Annotated in this window: 19 protein-coding genes and 1 other annotated feature; of the genes, 11 read left to right on the top strand and 8 right to left on the bottom strand. The window is 48.4% G+C overall.

Features of this window, described 5'->3' with window-relative positions; genetic code table 11:
- Nucleotides 1-846: a 16S rRNA (cytidine(1402)-2'-O)-methyltransferase gene (gene rsmI, locus J0B03_RS06875; protein WP_207298901.1), complete on the top strand. Its 846-nt coding sequence runs from the start codon at nucleotides 1-3 to the stop codon at nucleotides 844-846.
- Between the two features lie 34 nt (nucleotides 847-880).
- On the opposite strand, the gene J0B03_RS06870 is transcribed toward rsmI, so the two are convergent.
- Nucleotides 881-1,120, bottom strand: a complete 240-nt coding sequence (locus J0B03_RS06870; protein WP_207298900.1) for an AbrB/MazE/SpoVT family DNA-binding domain-containing protein — start codon at nucleotides 1,118-1,120, stop codon at nucleotides 881-883.
- 285 nt (nucleotides 1,121-1,405) lie between these two features.
- Nucleotides 1,406-1,632: a binding site (T-box leader), on the top strand.
- A 42-nt stretch (nucleotides 1,633-1,674) separates the two neighbouring features.
- On the opposite strand from J0B03_RS06870, the gene metG reads away from it, so the two are divergent.
- The 3 genes from metG (at nucleotide 1,675) to prmC (ending at nucleotide 4,803) form a co-directional block, all read left to right on the top strand.
- The gene (gene metG / locus J0B03_RS06865) at nucleotides 1,675-3,612 is read left to right on the top strand and encodes a methionine--tRNA ligase (RefSeq protein ID WP_207298899.1); all 1,938 of its coding nucleotides are present in this window, start codon (nucleotides 1,675-1,677) and stop codon (nucleotides 3,610-3,612) included.
- Nucleotides 3,613-3,730: 118 nt separating this feature from the next.
- Nucleotides 3,731-3,946 (top strand): 50S ribosomal protein L31, encoded by a 216-nt coding sequence (rpmE, locus tag J0B03_RS06860; RefSeq protein WP_207298898.1) that lies wholly within the window; start codon nucleotides 3,731-3,733, stop codon nucleotides 3,944-3,946.
- 68 nt (nucleotides 3,947-4,014) lie between these two features.
- Nucleotides 4,015-4,803, top strand: a complete 789-nt coding sequence (gene prmC / locus J0B03_RS06855) for a peptide chain release factor N(5)-glutamine methyltransferase (RefSeq protein WP_207298897.1) — start codon at nucleotides 4,015-4,017, stop codon at nucleotides 4,801-4,803.
- Nucleotides 4,804-4,966: 163 nt separating this feature from the next.
- Here prmC and J0B03_RS06850 read toward each other — a convergent pair whose 3' ends face one another.
- Both J0B03_RS06850 and J0B03_RS06845 read right to left on the bottom strand, forming a co-directional pair.
- Nucleotides 4,967-5,653: a TetR/AcrR family transcriptional regulator gene (locus J0B03_RS06850; RefSeq protein WP_207298896.1), complete on the bottom strand. Its 687-nt coding sequence runs from the start codon at nucleotides 5,651-5,653 to the stop codon at nucleotides 4,967-4,969.
- 126 nt (nucleotides 5,654-5,779) lie between these two features.
- On the bottom strand, nucleotides 5,780-7,171 hold the full coding sequence (locus J0B03_RS06845; RefSeq protein ID WP_207298895.1) for an MFS transporter: 1,392 nt from the start codon (nucleotides 7,169-7,171) through the stop codon (nucleotides 5,780-5,782).
- A 421-nt stretch (nucleotides 7,172-7,592) separates the two neighbouring features.
- Between J0B03_RS06845 and J0B03_RS06840 the strand changes: the two genes are divergently transcribed.
- Nucleotides 7,593-8,273: a TetR/AcrR family transcriptional regulator gene (locus tag J0B03_RS06840; protein WP_207298894.1), complete on the top strand. Its 681-nt coding sequence runs from the start codon at nucleotides 7,593-7,595 to the stop codon at nucleotides 8,271-8,273.
- Between the two features lie 135 nt (nucleotides 8,274-8,408).
- Complete coding sequence (locus tag J0B03_RS06835; RefSeq protein WP_207298893.1) at nucleotides 8,409-9,629, top strand: reductive dehalogenase; 1,221 nt, start codon at nucleotides 8,409-8,411, stop codon at nucleotides 9,627-9,629.
- 58 nt (nucleotides 9,630-9,687) lie between these two features.
- Here J0B03_RS06835 and J0B03_RS06830 read toward each other — a convergent pair whose 3' ends face one another.
- Together J0B03_RS06830 and J0B03_RS06825 are read right to left on the bottom strand one after the other, a co-directional pair.
- Nucleotides 9,688-10,557: an alpha/beta hydrolase gene (locus tag J0B03_RS06830; protein WP_246798086.1), complete on the bottom strand. Its 870-nt coding sequence runs from the start codon at nucleotides 10,555-10,557 to the stop codon at nucleotides 9,688-9,690.
- 65 nt (nucleotides 10,558-10,622) lie between these two features.
- A complete protein-coding gene (locus J0B03_RS06825; protein WP_207298892.1) occupies nucleotides 10,623-11,291 on the bottom strand; it encodes a Crp/Fnr family transcriptional regulator in 669 nt (222 codons plus the stop codon).
- A gap of 89 nt (nucleotides 11,292-11,380) precedes the next feature.
- Here J0B03_RS06825 and J0B03_RS06820 point away from each other — a divergent pair, with 89 nt between their 5' ends.
- From J0B03_RS06820 to J0B03_RS06800, 5 genes are all read left to right on the top strand, one after another.
- Entirely contained in the window at nucleotides 11,381-12,010 is a 630-nt protein-coding gene (locus J0B03_RS06820; protein ID WP_207298891.1) for a 4Fe-4S binding protein, read from the top strand.
- Nucleotides 12,011-12,134: 124 nt separating this feature from the next.
- On the top strand, nucleotides 12,135-13,223 hold the full coding sequence (msrB, locus tag J0B03_RS06815; RefSeq protein ID WP_246798085.1) for a peptide-methionine (R)-S-oxide reductase MsrB: 1,089 nt from the start codon (nucleotides 12,135-12,137) through the stop codon (nucleotides 13,221-13,223).
- A 17-nt stretch (nucleotides 13,224-13,240) separates the two neighbouring features.
- On the top strand, nucleotides 13,241-14,131 hold the full coding sequence (locus tag J0B03_RS06810) for a metallophosphoesterase family protein (protein WP_207298890.1): 891 nt from the start codon (nucleotides 13,241-13,243) through the stop codon (nucleotides 14,129-14,131).
- A gap of 22 nt (nucleotides 14,132-14,153) precedes the next feature.
- The gene (locus J0B03_RS06805) at nucleotides 14,154-15,323 is read left to right on the top strand and encodes a site-2 protease family protein (protein ID WP_207298889.1); all 1,170 of its coding nucleotides are present in this window, start codon (nucleotides 14,154-14,156) and stop codon (nucleotides 15,321-15,323) included.
- Nucleotides 15,324-15,325: 2 nt separating this feature from the next.
- Nucleotides 15,326-16,237 carry a DUF697 domain-containing protein gene (locus J0B03_RS06800; RefSeq protein ID WP_207298888.1) on the top strand — a complete coding sequence of 304 codons (912 nt, stop codon included), beginning with the start codon at nucleotides 15,326-15,328 and terminating at the stop codon, nucleotides 16,235-16,237.
- 22 nt (nucleotides 16,238-16,259) lie between these two features.
- Here the strand turns inward: J0B03_RS06800 and J0B03_RS06795 are convergent, their stop codons facing one another.
- From J0B03_RS06795 to radC, 3 genes are read right to left on the bottom strand one after another with little or no spacing between them, the layout of a single operon-like run.
- The gene (locus tag J0B03_RS06795) at nucleotides 16,260-16,760 is read right to left on the bottom strand and encodes a C-GCAxxG-C-C family protein (protein WP_207298887.1); all 501 of its coding nucleotides are present in this window, start codon (nucleotides 16,758-16,760) and stop codon (nucleotides 16,260-16,262) included.
- On the bottom strand, nucleotides 16,726-17,661 hold the full coding sequence (locus J0B03_RS06790) for a YihY/virulence factor BrkB family protein (protein ID WP_207298886.1): 936 nt from the start codon (nucleotides 17,659-17,661) through the stop codon (nucleotides 16,726-16,728). The genes J0B03_RS06795 and J0B03_RS06790 overlap by 35 nt, the downstream gene beginning before the upstream one ends.
- A 20-nt stretch (nucleotides 17,662-17,681) precedes the next feature.
- Complete coding sequence (gene radC, locus J0B03_RS06785) at nucleotides 17,682-18,359, bottom strand: RadC family protein (protein ID WP_207298885.1); 678 nt, start codon at nucleotides 18,357-18,359, stop codon at nucleotides 17,682-17,684.
- Between the last annotated feature and the right edge of the window lie 54 nt (nucleotides 18,360-18,413).

Here is an 18,413-nt window from a genome sequence, read left to right as displayed (position 1 = left end):
ATGGACACGGATCAAAGCAGCCTGGGAACATTGTACCTGGTGGCAACGCCGATCGGAAATCTGGAGGATATGAGCTTTCGCGCCGTGAGGACCTTGAAGGAAGTATCTCTTATCGCAGCGGAAGATACCCGTCACACTCGAAAATTGCTCCAGCACTATGAGATCACGACACCCATGGTGAGTTATCATCAACACAACGAAAAATTGCGCAGTGAAGAACTGGTGAAGGCTCTGACGGAAGGAAAAAGCATCGGACTGGTTTCCGATGCGGGAACGCCGGGGATCTCGGATCCGGGGGAAGAACTGGTTCGTCGATGTCTGGAAGAGGACATCCCCGTCACCATCGTACCCGGCGCCAATGCGGCAGTCAGCGCCCTGGTCATTTCCGGGTTGAGTGCCAGATCCTTTTGCTTCCTTGGATTTCTTTCCCCGAACAAGACAGAACGACAGGAGCAGCTGGACCAATTGCGATCCATGAAAGGGACAGCAATTTTGTACGAAGCACCCCATCGACTTCAAAAAACACTAAAAGTCCTCCTGGAGGAACTGGGGGACATAACTGTTTCACTGGTACGGGAATTGACCAAGATCCACGAAACAGTTTGGCGTGGAAATATTTCCCGGGCAATAATGGAAATGGAAAATCAGCGGCCAAGAGGGGAATACGTAGTGCTGCTACAGCTGGAAAACGATAAAAATGCGGAGACCTTCTGGCAGGACTGGACCCTGGAGCAGCATATGGACCATTATCTGTCTCAGGGGCAGACAAAAAAAGAAGCCGTGAAAACCATCGCCAAAGATCGAGGAGTTCCCAAACGGGAGATCTACGACATATTCATGAAATAAAAAAAGCATCCTGCCTATGGATGCTTTCTTGTTTTTACTTTTTAAGATCCGTCAAACATTCCGGACAAATGTTCTTCCCTTTGTAGTTGATGACGTCTTTTGCGTTTCCGCAGAAGATGCAAGCCGGTTCGTATTTTTTCAATACGACGTAGCTTCCGTCTACAAAAATCTCCAAAGAGTCCTTGATGTTGATGTCCAGGGTCCTCCGAAGCTCGATGGGGATGACGATTCTGCCCAATTCGTCAACCTTTCTTACAATGCCTGTCGATTTCATAAATATCTCTCCCTTTCCAAAAAATATATTGATGACTTATGACATTATAACAGAAAATTTAATCGCACACAATGTGTTGTAGGAAATAAATACCATACACCCACAAGAAATTGAGCAGATGCACATTCTGGGTGCATTTGTCACAGCCATTATCCATATTATATATATATACCTATAAAATGTAAATGATGTTAAGATACATTTAAGGCCTCAAAAGACCCGGATCGAAGAAAAGTATTGAAAAATCAAGGGAATTGGATATAATGTTAAGTGACAAGTGCATAGACAAAGACAATGAAAAGAAGAGTATGCTGTGTTGAAACATACAGAGAGCCGGGTTGCTGAGAGCCGGTGGGGACAAGCAGCGGAAGATGGTCTTGGAGTCGATCGGATGAAATCAAGTAGTTCGGTACGCGAAGCGTTACAATAGTTGTATGAAAATACACATGAGGTGCACCGTTTCAGGTGCATGAAAAAAGGTGGTAACACGATAGTAGACTTTCGTCCTTTACAGGGAGGAGAGTTTTTTTATTATATAGATCAAAGGAGGCGCCATGAAACCTACATATTATATCACGACACCAATTTATTATCCCAGCGACAAATTGCACGTTGGCCACACCTACACAACGGTGGCGGCGGACGCCTTGTCCCGATTCAAGAAAATGACCGGGTACGATGTGTTTTTCCTGACGGGAACCGACGAGCACGGACAGAAGATCGAAGAGAAAGCCAAGGCACAAGGCGTGACACCCAAGGAATATGTGGATCCCATCGTCAAAGACATCAAGGACCTGTGGGAATTGATGAACATCGATTACGACGACTTTATCCGGACAACGGATCCGGAGCATGAAAAATCGGTGCAGCGGATCTTCAAGCAATTATACGAGCAAGGAGATATCTATAAATCTTTTTATGAAGGATGGTATTGCACCCCTTGTGAGGCATTCTGGACAGAGACCCAGCTGGAGGACGGAAAATGTCCCGACTGCGGACGGGAAGTCCGTCAGGAGAAGGAAGAAGCCTACTTCTTCAAAATGTCCAAGTACGCGGAACGGTTGATCCAGCACATAGAAGACAACCCTCAGTTCATCCAGCCGGAATCCAGAAAGAATGAAATGATCAACAACTTCCTCAAGCCGGGCTTGCAGGATCTGTGTGTATCCAGGACCACCTTCGACTGGGGGGTGCCGGTGGATTTTGATCCCGGCCACGTGGTCTACGTCTGGATCGATGCATTGTCCAACTACATCACCGCACTGGGATACATGAACGACCGACCCCAGCTGATGGATAAATACTGGCCGGCGGATGTCCATCTGATCGGAAAGGATATTTTGCGATTTCACACCATCTACTGGCCCATCATGCTGATGGCGCTGGATCTTCCTCTGCCAAAGCAGGTGTTCGGACATGGATGGATCCTGCTCAAAGGCGGAAAGATGTCCAAATCCAAAGGCAATGTCATCGATCCGGTGGTATTGTCCAATAAATACGGCGTGGACGCCCTTCGGTATTTTGCCTTGCGGGAAATGACCTTTGGCGCCGACGGCATCTATAATGAGGAAGCTCTGGTTTCCAGGATCAATTCCGACCTGGCCAACGACCTGGGAAACTTGCTCAGCAGGACCGTCGCCATGGTGGAAAAGTACTTCAACGGTGTCATCCCGGCCACTAGAAAAGGGGAAGCCATCGATGAGGATCTGAAAAAACGGATCGCGGAAACGCCAGAATTGCTGGAAGAGCACATGGAAAAGCTGGAATTGAGCAATGCTCTAAGCGTCATCTGGAAGCTCATATCCCGTGCCAACAAGTACATTGACGAGACCACACCCTGGATCCTGGGTAAAGATCCGGAGCAGGCAGACCGCCTTGCAGAGGTCATGTTCCAGCTGGCAGATACCCTCCGTGTTGTCACGGTTTTGGTATCCCCCTTCATTCCCGCCACAGCGGAAAAGATGAAAGAACAACTTCAGATCCCTGAAGAATACCTGACGTGGGAAAGTCTGAAGACCCCTGGTGCTTATGATTTTACCGCAGCCATGAAAAAAACGGAGAATCTGTTTCCCCGAGTGGAACTGGAAAAAGAAGAAGCGGGAAAAGGCAAGGCAGAGAAAAAGGGAAAAGGCAAGAAACAGGAAAAGGCTCCGGAAACCACCCAAAACAGCGAGATCACCATTGATGATTTTGCCAAGGTGGAGCTGAAGGTCGCCACCGTCGTGGAATGTACCAAACATCCGGATGCAGACCGACTTTTGGTATTGAAGGTCCAGATCGGAGAAGAGAGTCGGCAGATCGTTTCGGGAATTGCCAACTTCTATGCACCGGACCAAATGGTGGGGAAAAAGGTAGTAGTGGTCACCAACCTGAAGAAAACCAAATTGCGGGGCGTAGAATCTCAGGGCATGATCCTGGCGGCTGCGGATGATTCCACTTTGAACCTGGTGACCATCGATGGAGATCTGCCATCAGGCACCCAGGTTCGATAGGATCCATAGGCAGTATTCTGTTCCAAAAAAGAATATGAAAAATATTTGATATTTCGAAAGAACCTTGGTATAATGTATTAGATGCAAATCAATAGATGTTAGAAAAGAGGTGAATGAGATGAAAGAAGGAATTCATCCTAATTACAATAAATCGATCGTGAAATGTGCGTGCGGTAACACTTTTGAAACTGGTTCTGTCAAAGAAGAGTTGAAAGTGGAAATCTGCTCCGCGTGTCATCCATTCTTCACAGGAAAGCAAAAACTAATCGACACTGGTGGTAGAGTAGACCGATTCAAGAGAAAATACGGCATTAAAGACGAAGAACAGGAATAATCAGCTGCTTGCAGCTGATTTTTTTCTTATCCATTTCCAGCGCAAGCATCATGCATTCAGGAGGAAGAATGAACATACAGGAGCTTCTTGTAACAGGAACCAGGTTGTTGAAAGAGAAAGAGATCCCCACTCCCCGGTTGGACAGCGAAGTGTTGCTTGCAAATCGGCTCTCCAAGGACCGGGTCTATTTTTTGAGTCATGGGGATGAAAGAGTCCTTCCGGAAGTGGAAAGATCCTTTCTTCAGGACATCCAGCGAAGAAGCAGATTGGAACCGGTCGCCTACATCACAGGAAAGAAAGAGTTTATGGGGTTGGAACTGGAAGTGGACCCCCATGTACTTATTCCAAGGCCGGATACGGAGATCCTGGTAGAAGCAGCCATGGATATGTTGAAAGAAAAAACCGGTTTTGTCCATGTACTGGATATAGGCACGGGAAGCGGCGCCATTGCCATCAGTCTGACAAGATACCTTCCCCAAGTGAAGGTGACGGCAGTGGATATAGATCCCCATGCTTTGAAAACTGCGAAGAAAAATGCAGACAAGATGGGAGTCGCCGATCGGATCCAATTTGTTTGGAGCGACTGTTTTCAAAATGTGGAAGGGATTTTTGACGCCATCGTCTCCAATCCTCCCTATATCGATAGGGAAGAGATGAAGGGATTGGATGCCAACGTGGTTGAATTCGAACCGGTCAAAGCTCTATACGGCGGGGAAGACGGTTTGGACTTTTATCGAGAAATCGCAAGGCAAGCGCCAGGGCATTTGAAGAAAGGGGGGTCCTCCTCTTTGAGATCGGGAGTTCCCAGGCCCAGGCGGTCAGAAGGATCATGGAAGAAGTCGGTTTTGGATCCATAGAAGTGTTGCAGGACCTGGCAGGGTTGGACCGGGTGGTTTTGGGGAAAAGACGAGAAGGTCACCAATTCGGAGCGACGACATCAAAAATTTGAGCAAGTCATTGTCCCCATGGTAAACAAGGGAAAAAATAAAAAAAAGTGCTGCTCTTGCCGAGCGGCCCTTTTTATGACATAAAAATTTGTTTTGGATTCTGGATGCGAACGTTTTCCTGTTCGATCTCCTTGCTGATCTTGTAGGATTTCTCCATTCGTTCTACTTCCTGATCGACATCGACGCCAAGGCCGAAATAGGTAGTTTTCAGTACAAAATGGCGAAATTGGTCGTCGCTCAGGATCAGCTTGCCTTTCAACCGCATGCGACCAAGGGATTTGATGGTGTTGTGATAGGTGTAGAAATTCAGTTGGATGGTTTGATGGACGCCGAACTCCGGAGCGAATTGGTTCTTTTCCAGGATCAGCAGGTTCAAGGTATATAGATTTGATCGGTAAAAGGCTTCATCCAGATCCTCCATGATCTCGTCGGAAAAGGCTTCCACGATAAAACTTTCCACCCGGGGATCATTGAATATCAAATTCAAGAATGCATTGGTGTAGGTCATGGCATAGAGCAAGGGATCTTCAAAATGGTTCAAGTGTTTGTCCACGGAACCGGATACTTCATCCACGATCTCCTTGAGCATTTTATAGGCCAACACTTTCTTGCTGTTGAAGTAGTATTTGATCAACCCCAAATTGGTTTTGGATTTGGCGGTTATGTCCCGTGTCGTGGTACCGTAGTAGCCGTGTTCGTAAAACAAATGCTTGGCAGCCTTGTATATTTTGTCTGCCGCAGTAATTTTCTTCAACTCCATCACACCTTCCATGCTTGGCTATGTCTGCTATTTTATCATAAGATATTGGTTTGATAAATGAATTTTATAATATTATACCATATAAAAGAAAGGTTCCCGAATCGGGAACCTTTAGAAAACAAGATTTTAAGCTTCGGCCGCTTTTCTTTCGGCAATTTCTTTTTCGTATACTTCCAACTTGTCTGAAGTCAACCGGTATCCAAATACCATGATGGCGCCAGAGATGAGGGCGAAGATTCCAGGGATCAGCACGAATACGTTGATGACGGCATCCGTCAATTCCTTGGAGGCAGTTGCCGGATCAGCGGTTGCAACGAATCCTGCCGTTGCCAGGATGAACGGAATGATGGTTCCACGAGAGATGATGGCCACTTTCAAGGACAGTGTCATCAAACCCATGATCCAAGCGGTGGCGTTTTGCCCCGATTTCCATTCGCTGTAAACGGAAACGTCAGAGTACAGTGCGACCATGGAAGCAGAAAGTGCACCAAGGAATACTCGGGCGATCATGACAACCACGAAGAACATGAAGGTATTGTATGCAACGAATTTGCAAGCGATCAAAGAGATGCCCAATGCAAACAGTCCGATGATGCTGGCAGTTCGGTTGGAAAACTTCTTGGTCAATGGAGCGGCCAAATATGCACCGACTACTTGAGCGATGGATCCCAAAAGCAGGTAAGTGGAGAACAAAGCCATGTTTTTGACCACATAGGTGAAGTAGTAGGCAGCTGCTGCTGTCATGACGAAGTTGACCATGTAGCGGAAGAAGTCACCAAAGAGAAGTACCAGCAGCGGCGGGTTGGTTGCTGCCATTTTCAACATGGCACCAAAGGTAACTTTAGGTTTGTTGCCTTGGCTTGCTTTGATTTTTTCCGGATCCGTTTCTTCGTATCCGTCGGTCATCTTGAAGACGGTCCAGTAAAGGATCATCATGGCAAATGCAAAGGTTCCGGCCAACAAGGTATAACCCAGCATTTCATTTCCGGTCACTTTACCGTAAAAAGCAGCCAGGTTGGCTCCAGTGTAAGAGAAGATGATTCCGGCGATGGCAGTGTAGGTGGCTCTTCTGGAAGCCAGCAAACCACGCTCTTCCGGTGTACTTGCAAGGACGGCGATCATGGAAACGTTGGAGATCCAAGGGATGTTCCAGGCAATGTGGCTAAGAATGAATCCCAATGTTACGATGATGGCGGCCAGTCCTTCTCCACCGATCTTGGTGTACTGGAACATGTACAAAACAACGACGATAGGCGGACAAACCAGCATCCAGGAACGATACTTGCCCCATTTCATGGGCTTGGCTCCCTCAATGATGGCGCCGTAGAACGGTGAAAGGATGGCATCCACCGTACTGGTGATGGTACCGATCAGTGCAACGGTCCCAAGGGAGAATTGAGCGACGTTGGTGAGAAAAAAGACGAAAAAGTACAATTCCACACTGGTCATCAACGAGAAGCCCATGTCTCCGATTCCGAAAAAGGTGCGTAGTGCTTTGCTTAAAGGTTTCTTTGCCACTTGATAACAACTCCTTTATATAAATTTATTTGCAGCCCTTTATACATGGATTAAGTTGTAAACACAAATATAATTATAAGATGCGTTTAATTCATTATACTCTCTTTTTTTTAAATTGTACATAGCAAATTATATATCACTAACATTTTTCAATATCGTCGCGAAATGAAATAATATGACAAAAAGAAGCAAATAATGACAAAGAAGAGGGAAATTAGGAAATATAAATTTAAACACATAAAAATGTTGACAATTTCCATATCAATTGATTAAGATAGAAAGTGACAAGACAAGCGTTTAAAATTGCAATACGGTGGCTAAACATTCGAAGACAAAAAGGCGTTGCGACCATCCATATATGGAAAAGGGACAACCACCGAAAAGCCACGAGGTCCTGGCATAAAATGAATGGAGGTTGAACATGAGAAGATATAAGAAGAGCGATGACACCAGGGACAAGATCGTTAGTGCCGCCCGCACCCTGTTTTACGAGAAGGGGTATTATGAAACATCGGTGAAAAACATTTCGGATGCAGCGCAGGTGAATCGTGCGTTGATCTCCTATCATTTTGGCAGCAAGGGAGATCTGGCTTTTACCGTTGCCAATGAAATGGTGATCAACATCCGGCAGCAACTCATCAATACCTATAAAAAAATGGGAGAAGAACCAGAACTGCTGGTGCAACTGGGGGCGGAATTTCGTCATCTGGCAAGATTGCGGGAAAAAAATCCAAAATACAAGCGGTTGATGGTGGAATTGTCCATGGACAACATCATGACCTTCAGCTCCGGCCATGGAGGAATCGAGATCACGGATCGGGTCTGTGAAAAGTATGGACTGGAGTACGACGAAAACGAAAAGAAGCTGGTCCATTTCAGCATCGCATCCACCATCGGGACCTTCATTATTTTACACGACAAAGAACTTATCGATTGCAAAGCCGATTATCTGGGAGAAAAGCAGATCGAAATGTACTTGAAGATCTTCGGGTTCAACAACGAGTTCATCGAGATCGTAAAGAAAAAATCCGATATTCTGTTCCAAAAGGTGGACCTGTCCATGAAGGAAGATCTAAAGAGCAAATGCAGCATCAAAAAATAAGCAGAGTACAAGAAGAGGGGAACCCCCTTCTTTTTTTTGCAATCAATTGGGGAAATGACCTCCATTGGAAATACCGTGGTAGGAGAGGAACAAATTTGGTATACTGAAGGCAGAAAAGGAGCCGGAGGTGAAAACATGATCCCGAGAAATGAAATGAAAGAGGCGGAAAAAGCCTATGTTTTGGATGAGTCCCTATACCAACGATATCCTGTGACCAGGCAAGCTTTTGTTACGGTCAGCACCAAAGACAAAGGAGAGATCAGCTATCTTCATTTTTTGGAAAAAATGAAAGAGAACATGGTCCGCCGGATGATGGAGGGGGAAAAGGGGCATCAGCAGCAGGACAATGCCCTGGATCTGGGCGCCAATGCTTTCAATCTGATCATTGGACAATATGGATTTCCCAATTTTCAGCTTCTCCAATGGAAACCCATGTTTACACCGGAGCTGATGCAGAAAACCCCCCTGGCATTACCCAGCAGCCAGTTGACGACCCTGGTCAAGGATGGAGCCCAGCTGTATGGAGCGGACCTGGTAGGGATCACCGACCTGGATCCCAAGTGGATCTACAGTCAGGATCTCTTCAAACCCTTCGTCCTGTCCGAGGGATCTGCACCGGAAGAGACGGAGGAAGCCTTTCTCATTCCAAGAAAAATAAACAAGAGCATTGTCATGGCTTTTGCCATGAACGATGACATGATCAATGAATCTCCAGAGGTCCCGGCCAGTACGGCCACTTCCATCGGGTACTCCCGCATGGGGATCGCCGTTGTGGCCTTGGCGGAGTACATACGTGCTTTGGGGTATCAGGCGATCCCCTCCATGAACGATACGGCTTTGAACATTCCACTGGCTGTTGAAGCGGGGTTGGGTCAGCTGGGTCGTCTGGGTCTTCTGATCACGCCGGAATTCGGTCCCAATGTACGCCTGGCAAAAGTGCTGACGGACATGCCTTTGGACGTGGATAGCCCCGTGGACTTCGGGATCACGGAATTTTGCAAAAACTGCTATCTGTGTGCCGATCATTGTCCTTCCGGTTCCATCGGTTATGGAGAACCGACCCTGGAAGGAGTATGCGACAACAACAACTCCGGGGTGGAAAAATGGTACATCTACCCGGAAAAATGCCTCCGATATTGGCAGAAAAACGGATCCAGTTGTGCAAATTGCATCGCGGTATGTCCCTTTACCCGAGGGTTTGAGTCTATGCAGTGTTTTGAATGCGACCGGTGTGAAACTAAGATCGGTTGCGCTTTGCAGGTCAACACCCATTTGCGCATCAAATACGGTTATCTGGAAAGCAATGTATGGGGAAATCAACCAAAAGTACTAAAGCCAAGAAGAAAAGGATTCTAAAAAAAGCTGCAACCCTGTATAGGTGTTGCAGCTTTTTTCCATACTGTCGTGAAAGGTGCTACAGTCCCAGATCTTCAATGACACTGTCCGTGTGTTCCGAATAGGAAATATCCACGTGATCCGGATCCAGCTGCTTTTCCAGCCAGAAAAGAGCATCGCCGATCACTTCGTCTTTTGTGTACTCGTTGAAGATCTCATGCTGCAGGCCGGAGTACACTTTCAGGGATTTGTCGTCGGAGTCGATCTCTTTGAAAAGTTCCAGAGAATCTTCATAAGACACCAATCCGTCTTTGGCTCCATGAAGGATCAGGACCGGATCTTCAAAGCGATGGGGATTTTCCTTCAACCATTGGACTCCCTCAAAGATGGTGTAGAACAATCCGAAAGAGATCTGCTTCTCCACCAAGGGATCTTTGGCGTAGGCTTCCACGACAGCAGGGTCGCTGCACACCCCGGAGCCCAGTTCGTTGGGAAAGTACTGTTTGGGATCTAAATTCCGAGGCAGCTCCTCTCCGATGGATCCCCGGTTTCTGGTCAGGGCTCCAGATAGGACAAAACCCGCCACCTTGTTGGGAAAATGGCTGCCGAAGAGTGTTACGGCATATCCGCCCATGCTGTGACCGATCACAAACAGGGGCAGGTCCGGTTCTTCTTTTTGGATAAGGTCCACGACGGCATTGACATCTTCAAAAATTTGCGTGAAATCGTCATAATAGACCCGGGTCCCTTCCGACTGGCCATGTCCCCGATGGTCGAAGCGATATACGCCAAAACCTTTCCGCAACAGTTTTCCCGTCAAATAGTCGTAGCGGCCCAGGTGTTCGCACAGGCCATGGACGATCAGCACCATGGCTTTGGCATGGAGTGGCTTGTCGATTTTCAGGTACAATTTGGTCTTGTCAAAACTTTCCAACATTCTTGTTTCCACTAGGATCCCTCCGATATCTTGTTTGATTACTGATGGTATACCCAACTATGTGCCGGACAAAACCTTCACCGAGGATCATGAGCGTCCAATTTATCATGGAGTGTGATGGTCTTACGGTCAAAATCCAGCAGTCCTTCCTCTCTCATTTCCTGCAATGTTCTGGAAAAGCTGGTCCTGGCCACGCCGAACATGTCTGCCAAGGTTTTTTTGGAACAGGGCAGCAAGATCACCCTGGTGCCCTGGCGCTGGGCTTCCTTTTCCAAAAATCGCAGGAGGCTCTGGCGCAAGGGGACCCGTATATGATTGCGGATGGCATTGCCAAGGAGAGAGGCATTGTCGGAGATCCCTTCTAAAAATCTCAGTAGAAAGTCACCGTTGGACAAGCACAGGTCCAGTACCGTCTGTTTGGGCAGATGGAGGATATGGCTTGTCTCTTTGGCTTGTACCAGCATTGGATAGAAGGGTTCTTTGGAAAAGAGGAGGTTGCCGCCCAGAAGATCTCCAGGCAAAAAACGGGATACGATGAGTACATAGCCGTTCTCGTCCGTTCTTTCCACGTGGACCTGACCGGTTAGAAGGATCTCCAAACCGGTACAGGGATCTCCTTCCAAGTGAAGGACCTGTCCCCGCTGGACTGTTTTTTTTGTCACTTTGCCTTGGGAAAGAAGGCGGTCGATCTGTTCCTGAGAAAGGGTCTGCAAGAGGGGATTTGTTTGCCGGAAGGCAGTTTCCATAAAAAAACCTCCTAGTGTGACATATGTAACACCTTTTTTGTCATTATACCGGTATCCTGATCATAAGTAAAGGAAAGGGGAGAATGATGATGAAAAAGACAGTCACCACCTTGGTGCGAATTGCTTTTCTGGGAATTTTTTTATGGTTGATTCTCCAAGGAAAGATGAATCTATGGCTGGCCTTGTTTGGTGTGACCGTCGTGGGAGCACTGTTCTTTGGCAGATTTTTTTGCGGGTATGTTTGCCCCATGAATACTTTGATGGTTCCCGTGGATTGGATCACCAGGAAAATGGGCTTGAAACGGCGGGAAGTTCCGAAGTTTTTGAAGGGACAGGCCGGAGCAGCAATCCTTCTGGTGCTTTCCGTGGCAATTTTGGTGTTGTCCAAAAGATTTCTGGGGAAAAACATCCCCTTGCTGTTCGTATTTCTGGGCATCGCCGTCGTAGTGACCATTTTTTACCGGCCGGAATTTTTTCACAATCACCTGTGTCCCTTCGGACTGGTCCAGAGCTGGACGGGCCGATTTGCCAGGTTGTCGAAAAAAGTGTCGATGGAAGATTGCATCGGCTGTAAAAAATGCGAAAAAGTCTGCCCCTCTGCCGCCATTGCCGTGGATCCGGAAAACCGGAAAGCTCGGATCGATGCCACCCTTTGTCACCAGTGCCAGAATTGCACCGTCATCTGTCCTGTCAATGCCATTTCCTATGGAAAAAGATAACGTGTTGTTCCCTAGAACAAATATGACCCACCACACCATTCCACCGGGATGGTGTTTTCTGTTGGATTGATTCTTTTGGTTTTTGGGTATAAGGGACGTATCACAAAGAAAGGAAGGGAACATCATGGATTGGACATGGATGAAATGGATCGCTATCGGTTTGGGCATCGTCGTGCTGCTCGGTGGATTTCAGTTGTTCCATCGTTTTCGAAACGACGAAGATGACCTGGATCGCATGAACAAAGAGGTGACGCCGGATTATACAAGGAGCCGATACAAGGAAATCTACCTTGCTGGAGGCTGCTTTTGGGGAGTGGAGGCGTATTTCAATCGAATAAATGGCGTGGTATACACCAATGTGGGATATGCCAATGGCCAAGGAGAGGAAACCTCCTATCGTACTATTGGAAGAACAGGACATGCAGAGACGGTGTACATCGTCTATGACCCCCAGCGTCTTTCCCTGGATACCCTGCTCACCTATTATTATGAGATCATCGATCCCACCAGTTTGAACCGGCAGGGGAACGACGTAGGAGTGCAATATCGCACGGGGATCTATTATGTGGATCCGGCAGACAAGAAGATCATCGAAGAGGTGACGGCTGCCGTGGAAAGCAAGTTGGAAGAAGCGGTGGTCACGGAAAGGGAACCCTTGAAAAACTACGTCCTGGCGGAGGATTACCATCAGGATTATCTGGATAAAAACCCGGGAGGATACTGTCACATTTCCCTTGCTGACATACCCAACGAAAAACCGGTGATCCGGGCTCGGGATTATCCCAAGCCCTCCGAGGAGGAGCTACAGGAGCGGTTGAGCACCCAGCAATACCAGATCACCCAGGGGAAGGGCACGGAACGGGCATTCGACAATGCCTATTGGGACAACAAGGAAGAAGGTTTGTATGTGGACATCGTGACAGGAGAGCCTCTGTTTTTGTCCACGGATAAATTCGACTCGGGGACCGGTTGGCCAAGCTTTACCAAACCCATCCAGTGGGACGTGGTGGAGTACGTGGTGGACACCTCCCTGGGGATGGAGCGGGTAGAAGTGATCAGCCGCAGCGGAAAGACCCACCTGGGTCACGTTTTCCCAGACGGTCCAAGGGCGGAAGGGGGACTTCGCTTTTGCATGAACAGCGGAGCGCTTCGGTTCATACCCCTGGACAAGCTGGAAGAAGAAGGATATGGATCATTAAAGATGTTATTTTGACGTAGAGGAGGAAGGACATGAAAACCACACAGCGGTTGACGGAAGCATACGAAACAGCACATCGGGTCTCCTTCAATGACCGGTCAAAGTTCATCATTTTCAGCGATGTCCATCGGGGAGACAATTCTCTTTCCGATGAATTTGCCCACAACCAGAACATTTATTACCATGCCTTGAACTACTACTTTGACAATGGATATACCTATATTGAAGCAGGAGACGGGGATGAGCTGTGGGAACATGAAAAATTCAAGTACATCATACGAGCCTATGGAGACATTTATACCCTGATCAGCGAGTTTTACCGGCAAAACCGGCTGTACATGTTATATGGAAATCACAATATGGAGCTGAAATTCGAAGAGTATGTGGAACAGAATCTTCATCAATTTTACGATATCTATGAAGATACCTTTGATATCCTCTTCCCGGGTCTTCGGGTCCATGAGGCATTGGTACTGGAGCATGAAGACACCCAAAAGGAGATCCTGGTGGTCCATGGACACCAGGGAGATTTCCTTAATGATCAGTTTTGGCCGGTGACCAAGTTTTTGAACCGGCACTTGTGGCATTATTTTCATGTCATTGGATTCAAAAATCCGTCCAGCCCGTCGAAAAACATGCACAAATGTCATAAAATCGAGCGAAATTATTCCAAGTGGATCAAGGAAAACAAAAAAATGCTGATCGCCGGACATACCCACCGGCCCAAGTTTGTCAGCAATACAGGGGAGTCCTATTTTAATACGGGAGCCTGTGTTTTTCCCCTGGGCATAACGGGACTGGAGATCTCCGACGGAAACATCGCCCTGGTGAAATGGCACATACGTCCGGACTCCACGGGTGCGCTGACCGTTTACCGGGACGTTTTAAAGGGTCCCGCCCACTTGAGTCAGTTCATGTATTGAAGCAAGAGGTAGGAGGGATGCAATGAAAAATTCATTTGAAATAGGAAAGATCAAAGGCATATCCATTGAGATCAACATAAGCTGGATCGTTATATTTGCATTACTGACCTATGCGTTGGCCACCAGCTATCTGCCGATGAACTTTGAGGGGGTTGCAGCAACCACGGCATGGATGATCGCCGTGATCATGGCCCTTTTGTTTTTCAGTTCCGTCTTGCTCCACGAGTTGGCCCACTCCCTGGTGGCCTTGAGGGAAGGGACGGAAGTGAAAAAGATCACCTTGTTCATTTTTGGAGGGTTGGCCCAGATCGAACAGGACGCAGACGAGCCGGGAAAAGAATTTCGAATCGCCATTGCAGGACCGGCCACCAGCCTGATTTTGGGTGGTGTGTTTTTGCTGGCAGGGGAACTGCTGGCCAGATTAGGGGGACCCGCACTGATCTATGTACCGTTGGGATATCTGAGCATGGTGAATTTTATCCTGGCCCTGTTCAACCTGGTGCCGGCCTTTCCGTTGGATGGAGGACGGGTGCTCCGGGCCATCATCTGGAAAAAAACCAAGGATCGGAAAAAGGCCACTCGGATCGCATCCATGACCGGTACTTTTTTCGGATACCTGCTCATTTTCAACGGAGTTTTTCTGGCGTTCAGCGGAAACTTCCTCAATGGCTTGTGGATGCTGTTCATCGGCTGGTTCATCACCCAGGCTGCACAGACAAGCTACCAGCAGGTCATGATGTCGGACCTGTTCAATAAAATATGCGTACGGGAGTTCATGACCAAAAACGTGGTGGAAGTGGCCTACTTTACCGATATCAAAACCTTGACGGAAGATTATTTCTACAAATACAAGTACTCCATCTTTCCGGTGCGCCGAATCAACGAGATCATGGGGATCATCGGCGTGGAACAGGTCCGCCGCCTGGACCGGACCCTGTGGGACGAAACCACCGTTGGAAGCATGGCCCAGCCGCTGGGGGAAGACTTGGTGGTGGCTCCGGGAGATTGTGTATCCAAAGCCATGGAGAAGGTCTTTCGAAACGGCGTGGGCCGGGTATTGGTCATGGAAGAAGGAGAATTGTTGGGGATCGTATCCCGAACGGACATATTGAACTACCTGCACATCCATTCCATGCTGGGTTCTGGAAAAGACAGGGTTGGATTGGATCTGGATAAAGGAGAAGATCGTTGAGGATGAAAAAAAGCTGGTCCATTTTGTTGAGTTTGCTATTTGTTTTTTTCCTTTTGCGCCTGGTCAACGACATGTTGGAGATGGGAGAGCGGCTGGGAAGGATCCATCCCTGGGTGGAAATCGGATTCTACGTATTCCTGGTCTTTCTGATCCTATGGGCCATCGCTATTCCGGTCCGGTGGATGTTGAAGGCTCCGGTTCGAGATTTTGGCGCCCTTTTTAAGGAAGAGGAACCGGATGCAAAAACCCTGAAAGAGATCCAGCAGGCATTGATGAAAAATGCGGAAGAAGAGGAGAAAAAGGACCTGCTGGAAGCGGTCCCTTCCCGGCAGGGGTTGGTGGATGCCTTGCAATTGCGGGAAAAAGAAGTGGACGATACCATCGTTCAAACCAGTATTTTGACCTTTCTCACCACGGCCATCTCACCCAACGGCGTTGTTGACATCATTGCCGTGGTCTACTACAATTTTCGCATGATCGGAAAACTGGTGGACCGTTTTGGCGTACGGCCCTCTTTTTTCAACATCCTGCGGATCTTGCGAAATGTTTTTCTGACTGCCTTTGTGGTAAACCAGCTGGAAGAACTGGAGATCAATGAATACATGGAAGAAATGATGGAATCCTTCGGGGATGTGGCCACAGGAAAACTGCTGGCAAAGACCATGGATTCCGTGATCCAGGGAGTATTGGCGGCTTTTGTCACCTTGAAGATCGGCTATGCCGCCAAAGCGGTCCTGGTGGATCCCGCACAAACCAAAGAGTACGGATTTCGGCGATCCATCCGACGGGCAGCCCGGAAAAGCCTGGTCCTGGAGGTGCTGCCCAAAAGCGCCGGCTCCGTTCCCAGGGGTTTTGGCCGGATGATCATGATGCTGGCAGGAAAATTGAAGAAGAGCCAACCCGATCTGGGTTGACTCTTTTTTTCTGCAGGTAGGATCACGATTCCCCTTCCAGGATCATCTCGGCTGCCAGGCGGGCGGCTTCGGCCACCACCTCACCGCACTTTGCTTCATGACCCGGAGTGGTCAAAAATTCGGCATGGTCTTTGTCGTCCGTCAAATCGAAGCCTTTTCCAAAGAGCTGCTTCTGGATCTCCGGACAAAGGGTGGTTCCGTAGATCTCCAGAAAACGGTCCCGATATTCCATGAATTTCATGGCCCCCCGCATTCTGGATTCAGGGTTTTTCAACTCCTCTTCCAAGGTGGGGTTGAATTTCAGACCCACTGCCAGCAGTCCGCTGCAGTAGGCGCCGCAGGAGCCACTGGCGGAACCGCATCCTCCGGCCAAAGACAGGGTGGCGGTCACCATCTCTTCCGGAATAAAGTCAAAATACGTCTGCAACCCGTGCATGGTGCTTCTGGCGCAGATGTCGTCCCGCAGCTGGGCATCCACGGCCGCCGATTCAATGCTTTGGATGATTTCTTCCTTCTTGTTCATTTTTGTCCGTCTCCTTTTCTGATTTCTTGTTTTTTTGGAAATGGTTCCAGTATTTCAAAGGGCGGTTGAAAGGTTCTTCCACCTGGTTGATCTCCAGCAAGACCGCATTCCATTCCACACCGATCAGCAAAATCTCAGAGGTCAGCAGCAACCACAACATGAGTGCCACTACGGCCCCCAATGCCCCATAAAAGCGGGAATAATTGGAAAATTGGTTTACGTAGTATTGAAAGGCAAAAGTGAACAAGGACCAGGTGACGGTGGAAAAGATCGCACCTGGCAGGGCATGGCGAAACCGAAGCCGTTTGGCGGGAACAAAGACGTAAAAGCACAGGATCAGAAAAAAGATGAAGGCCAGGGGCAAGAGGATCCGCAGGATCTTCAGGAGGTTTTCCAAGGGCAGCCTGGGTATAAAGGCCGTGATCAGATCCAGGATCTGCTGGCCGAATACGATGCCCAACAGGGAGAGTAAGATGGTGACGGCAAACAGCACCACCAGGAGCAGGGACAAGAGGTATCTTTTGACCAGGTGTCGTTGATCGGACAAGCCAAGTGCCACATTGGTCCCCCGCATGAATGCCCGAAAACCGGCAGATGCGGAATAAATGGCCAGCACCACCGATATGCTCATGAGTCCGGATCGCTGTTGGTCCACGATGTCGATGACGATGGAAGCAATCAGTTCATAGATGTTGAGGGGCAGTGCAGTCCGTAGAAATTCCAGAATGGGCCCAGAGTCCAAATTGCTGTATCCAACCAGGGTAAACAAAAAAATGAGGAAGGGAAAGACAGCCAACATGAGGCTGTAGGTCAGCTGATAGGCGTAGGCGATCAGATTGTCTTCGCCGGTGCGCTGCAAGAGTAATTTTATAAAGGAAACAGGTTTTTTTTGAGACATCATAAACTCCTCCTGGCCTAAGGTCATAGATCGCCGTTTTCTGCAAAGCTGTAGTAGTGGTCACCGGCGACGATGATGTGGTCCACCACTTTGATGTGGATGGACTGCATGGCGCTGCGGATCTTTTCCGTCACGTCCAGGTCGGCCCGGGACGGATGAAGGCTGCCGCCGGGATGGTTGTGGGCCAGTATGACGCTGCTGGCCTGGTGACGCAGGGCGGTTTCCACCAGAAGTCTTGGATAGACCGGGGCCTCATTGATGGTCCCCTCATGGACCAGGGATGCATGGTTCACATTGTTTTGAGCATCCAAACTGATAAGAAAAAACGATTCGTATTTTTTCCCCGTGAAGAGGTCTTTGGCATAATTGCCGGCTTTGGAGGAACTGTTGATCAATGGTTTGTCGCCCCAACGGGAGCGTTGGTACCTTTTGGACAGTTGTGGAATGGCGCTGATGAGGATGGCCGTGTTCATGCTGACGCCGCAGCGCCGATGGATCTCCTCCGGGGATGCATCAAACAAAAGGGAGAGGCTTCCGTACTCCTGGAGCATCTGATGGGCCAGTTCATTGGTATTTTTCCGGGGGATGCAGTAAAAGAGCAGCATCTCCAGCACTTGATGATCGGCAAAGCCATCCAGGCCTTCCAGGAGAAAACGGTCCCGAATGCGCTGGCGATGCCCTTGGTGGTGTGGTTTTGTCATGACAGGCTCCTATATCTTTGTGGTTTCAGGATCCAAATGGTTCCTGTCCTGTCT

It is taken from the genome of Alkalibacter rhizosphaerae, assembly GCF_017352215.1.
In the GTDB taxonomy this organism is placed as follows: domain Bacteria; phylum Bacillota; class Clostridia; order Eubacteriales; family Alkalibacteraceae; genus Alkalibacter; species Alkalibacter rhizosphaerae.
The sequence above is the reverse complement of the archived record's forward strand: the minus strand, read 5'-3'. Positions and strand labels throughout refer to the sequence as shown.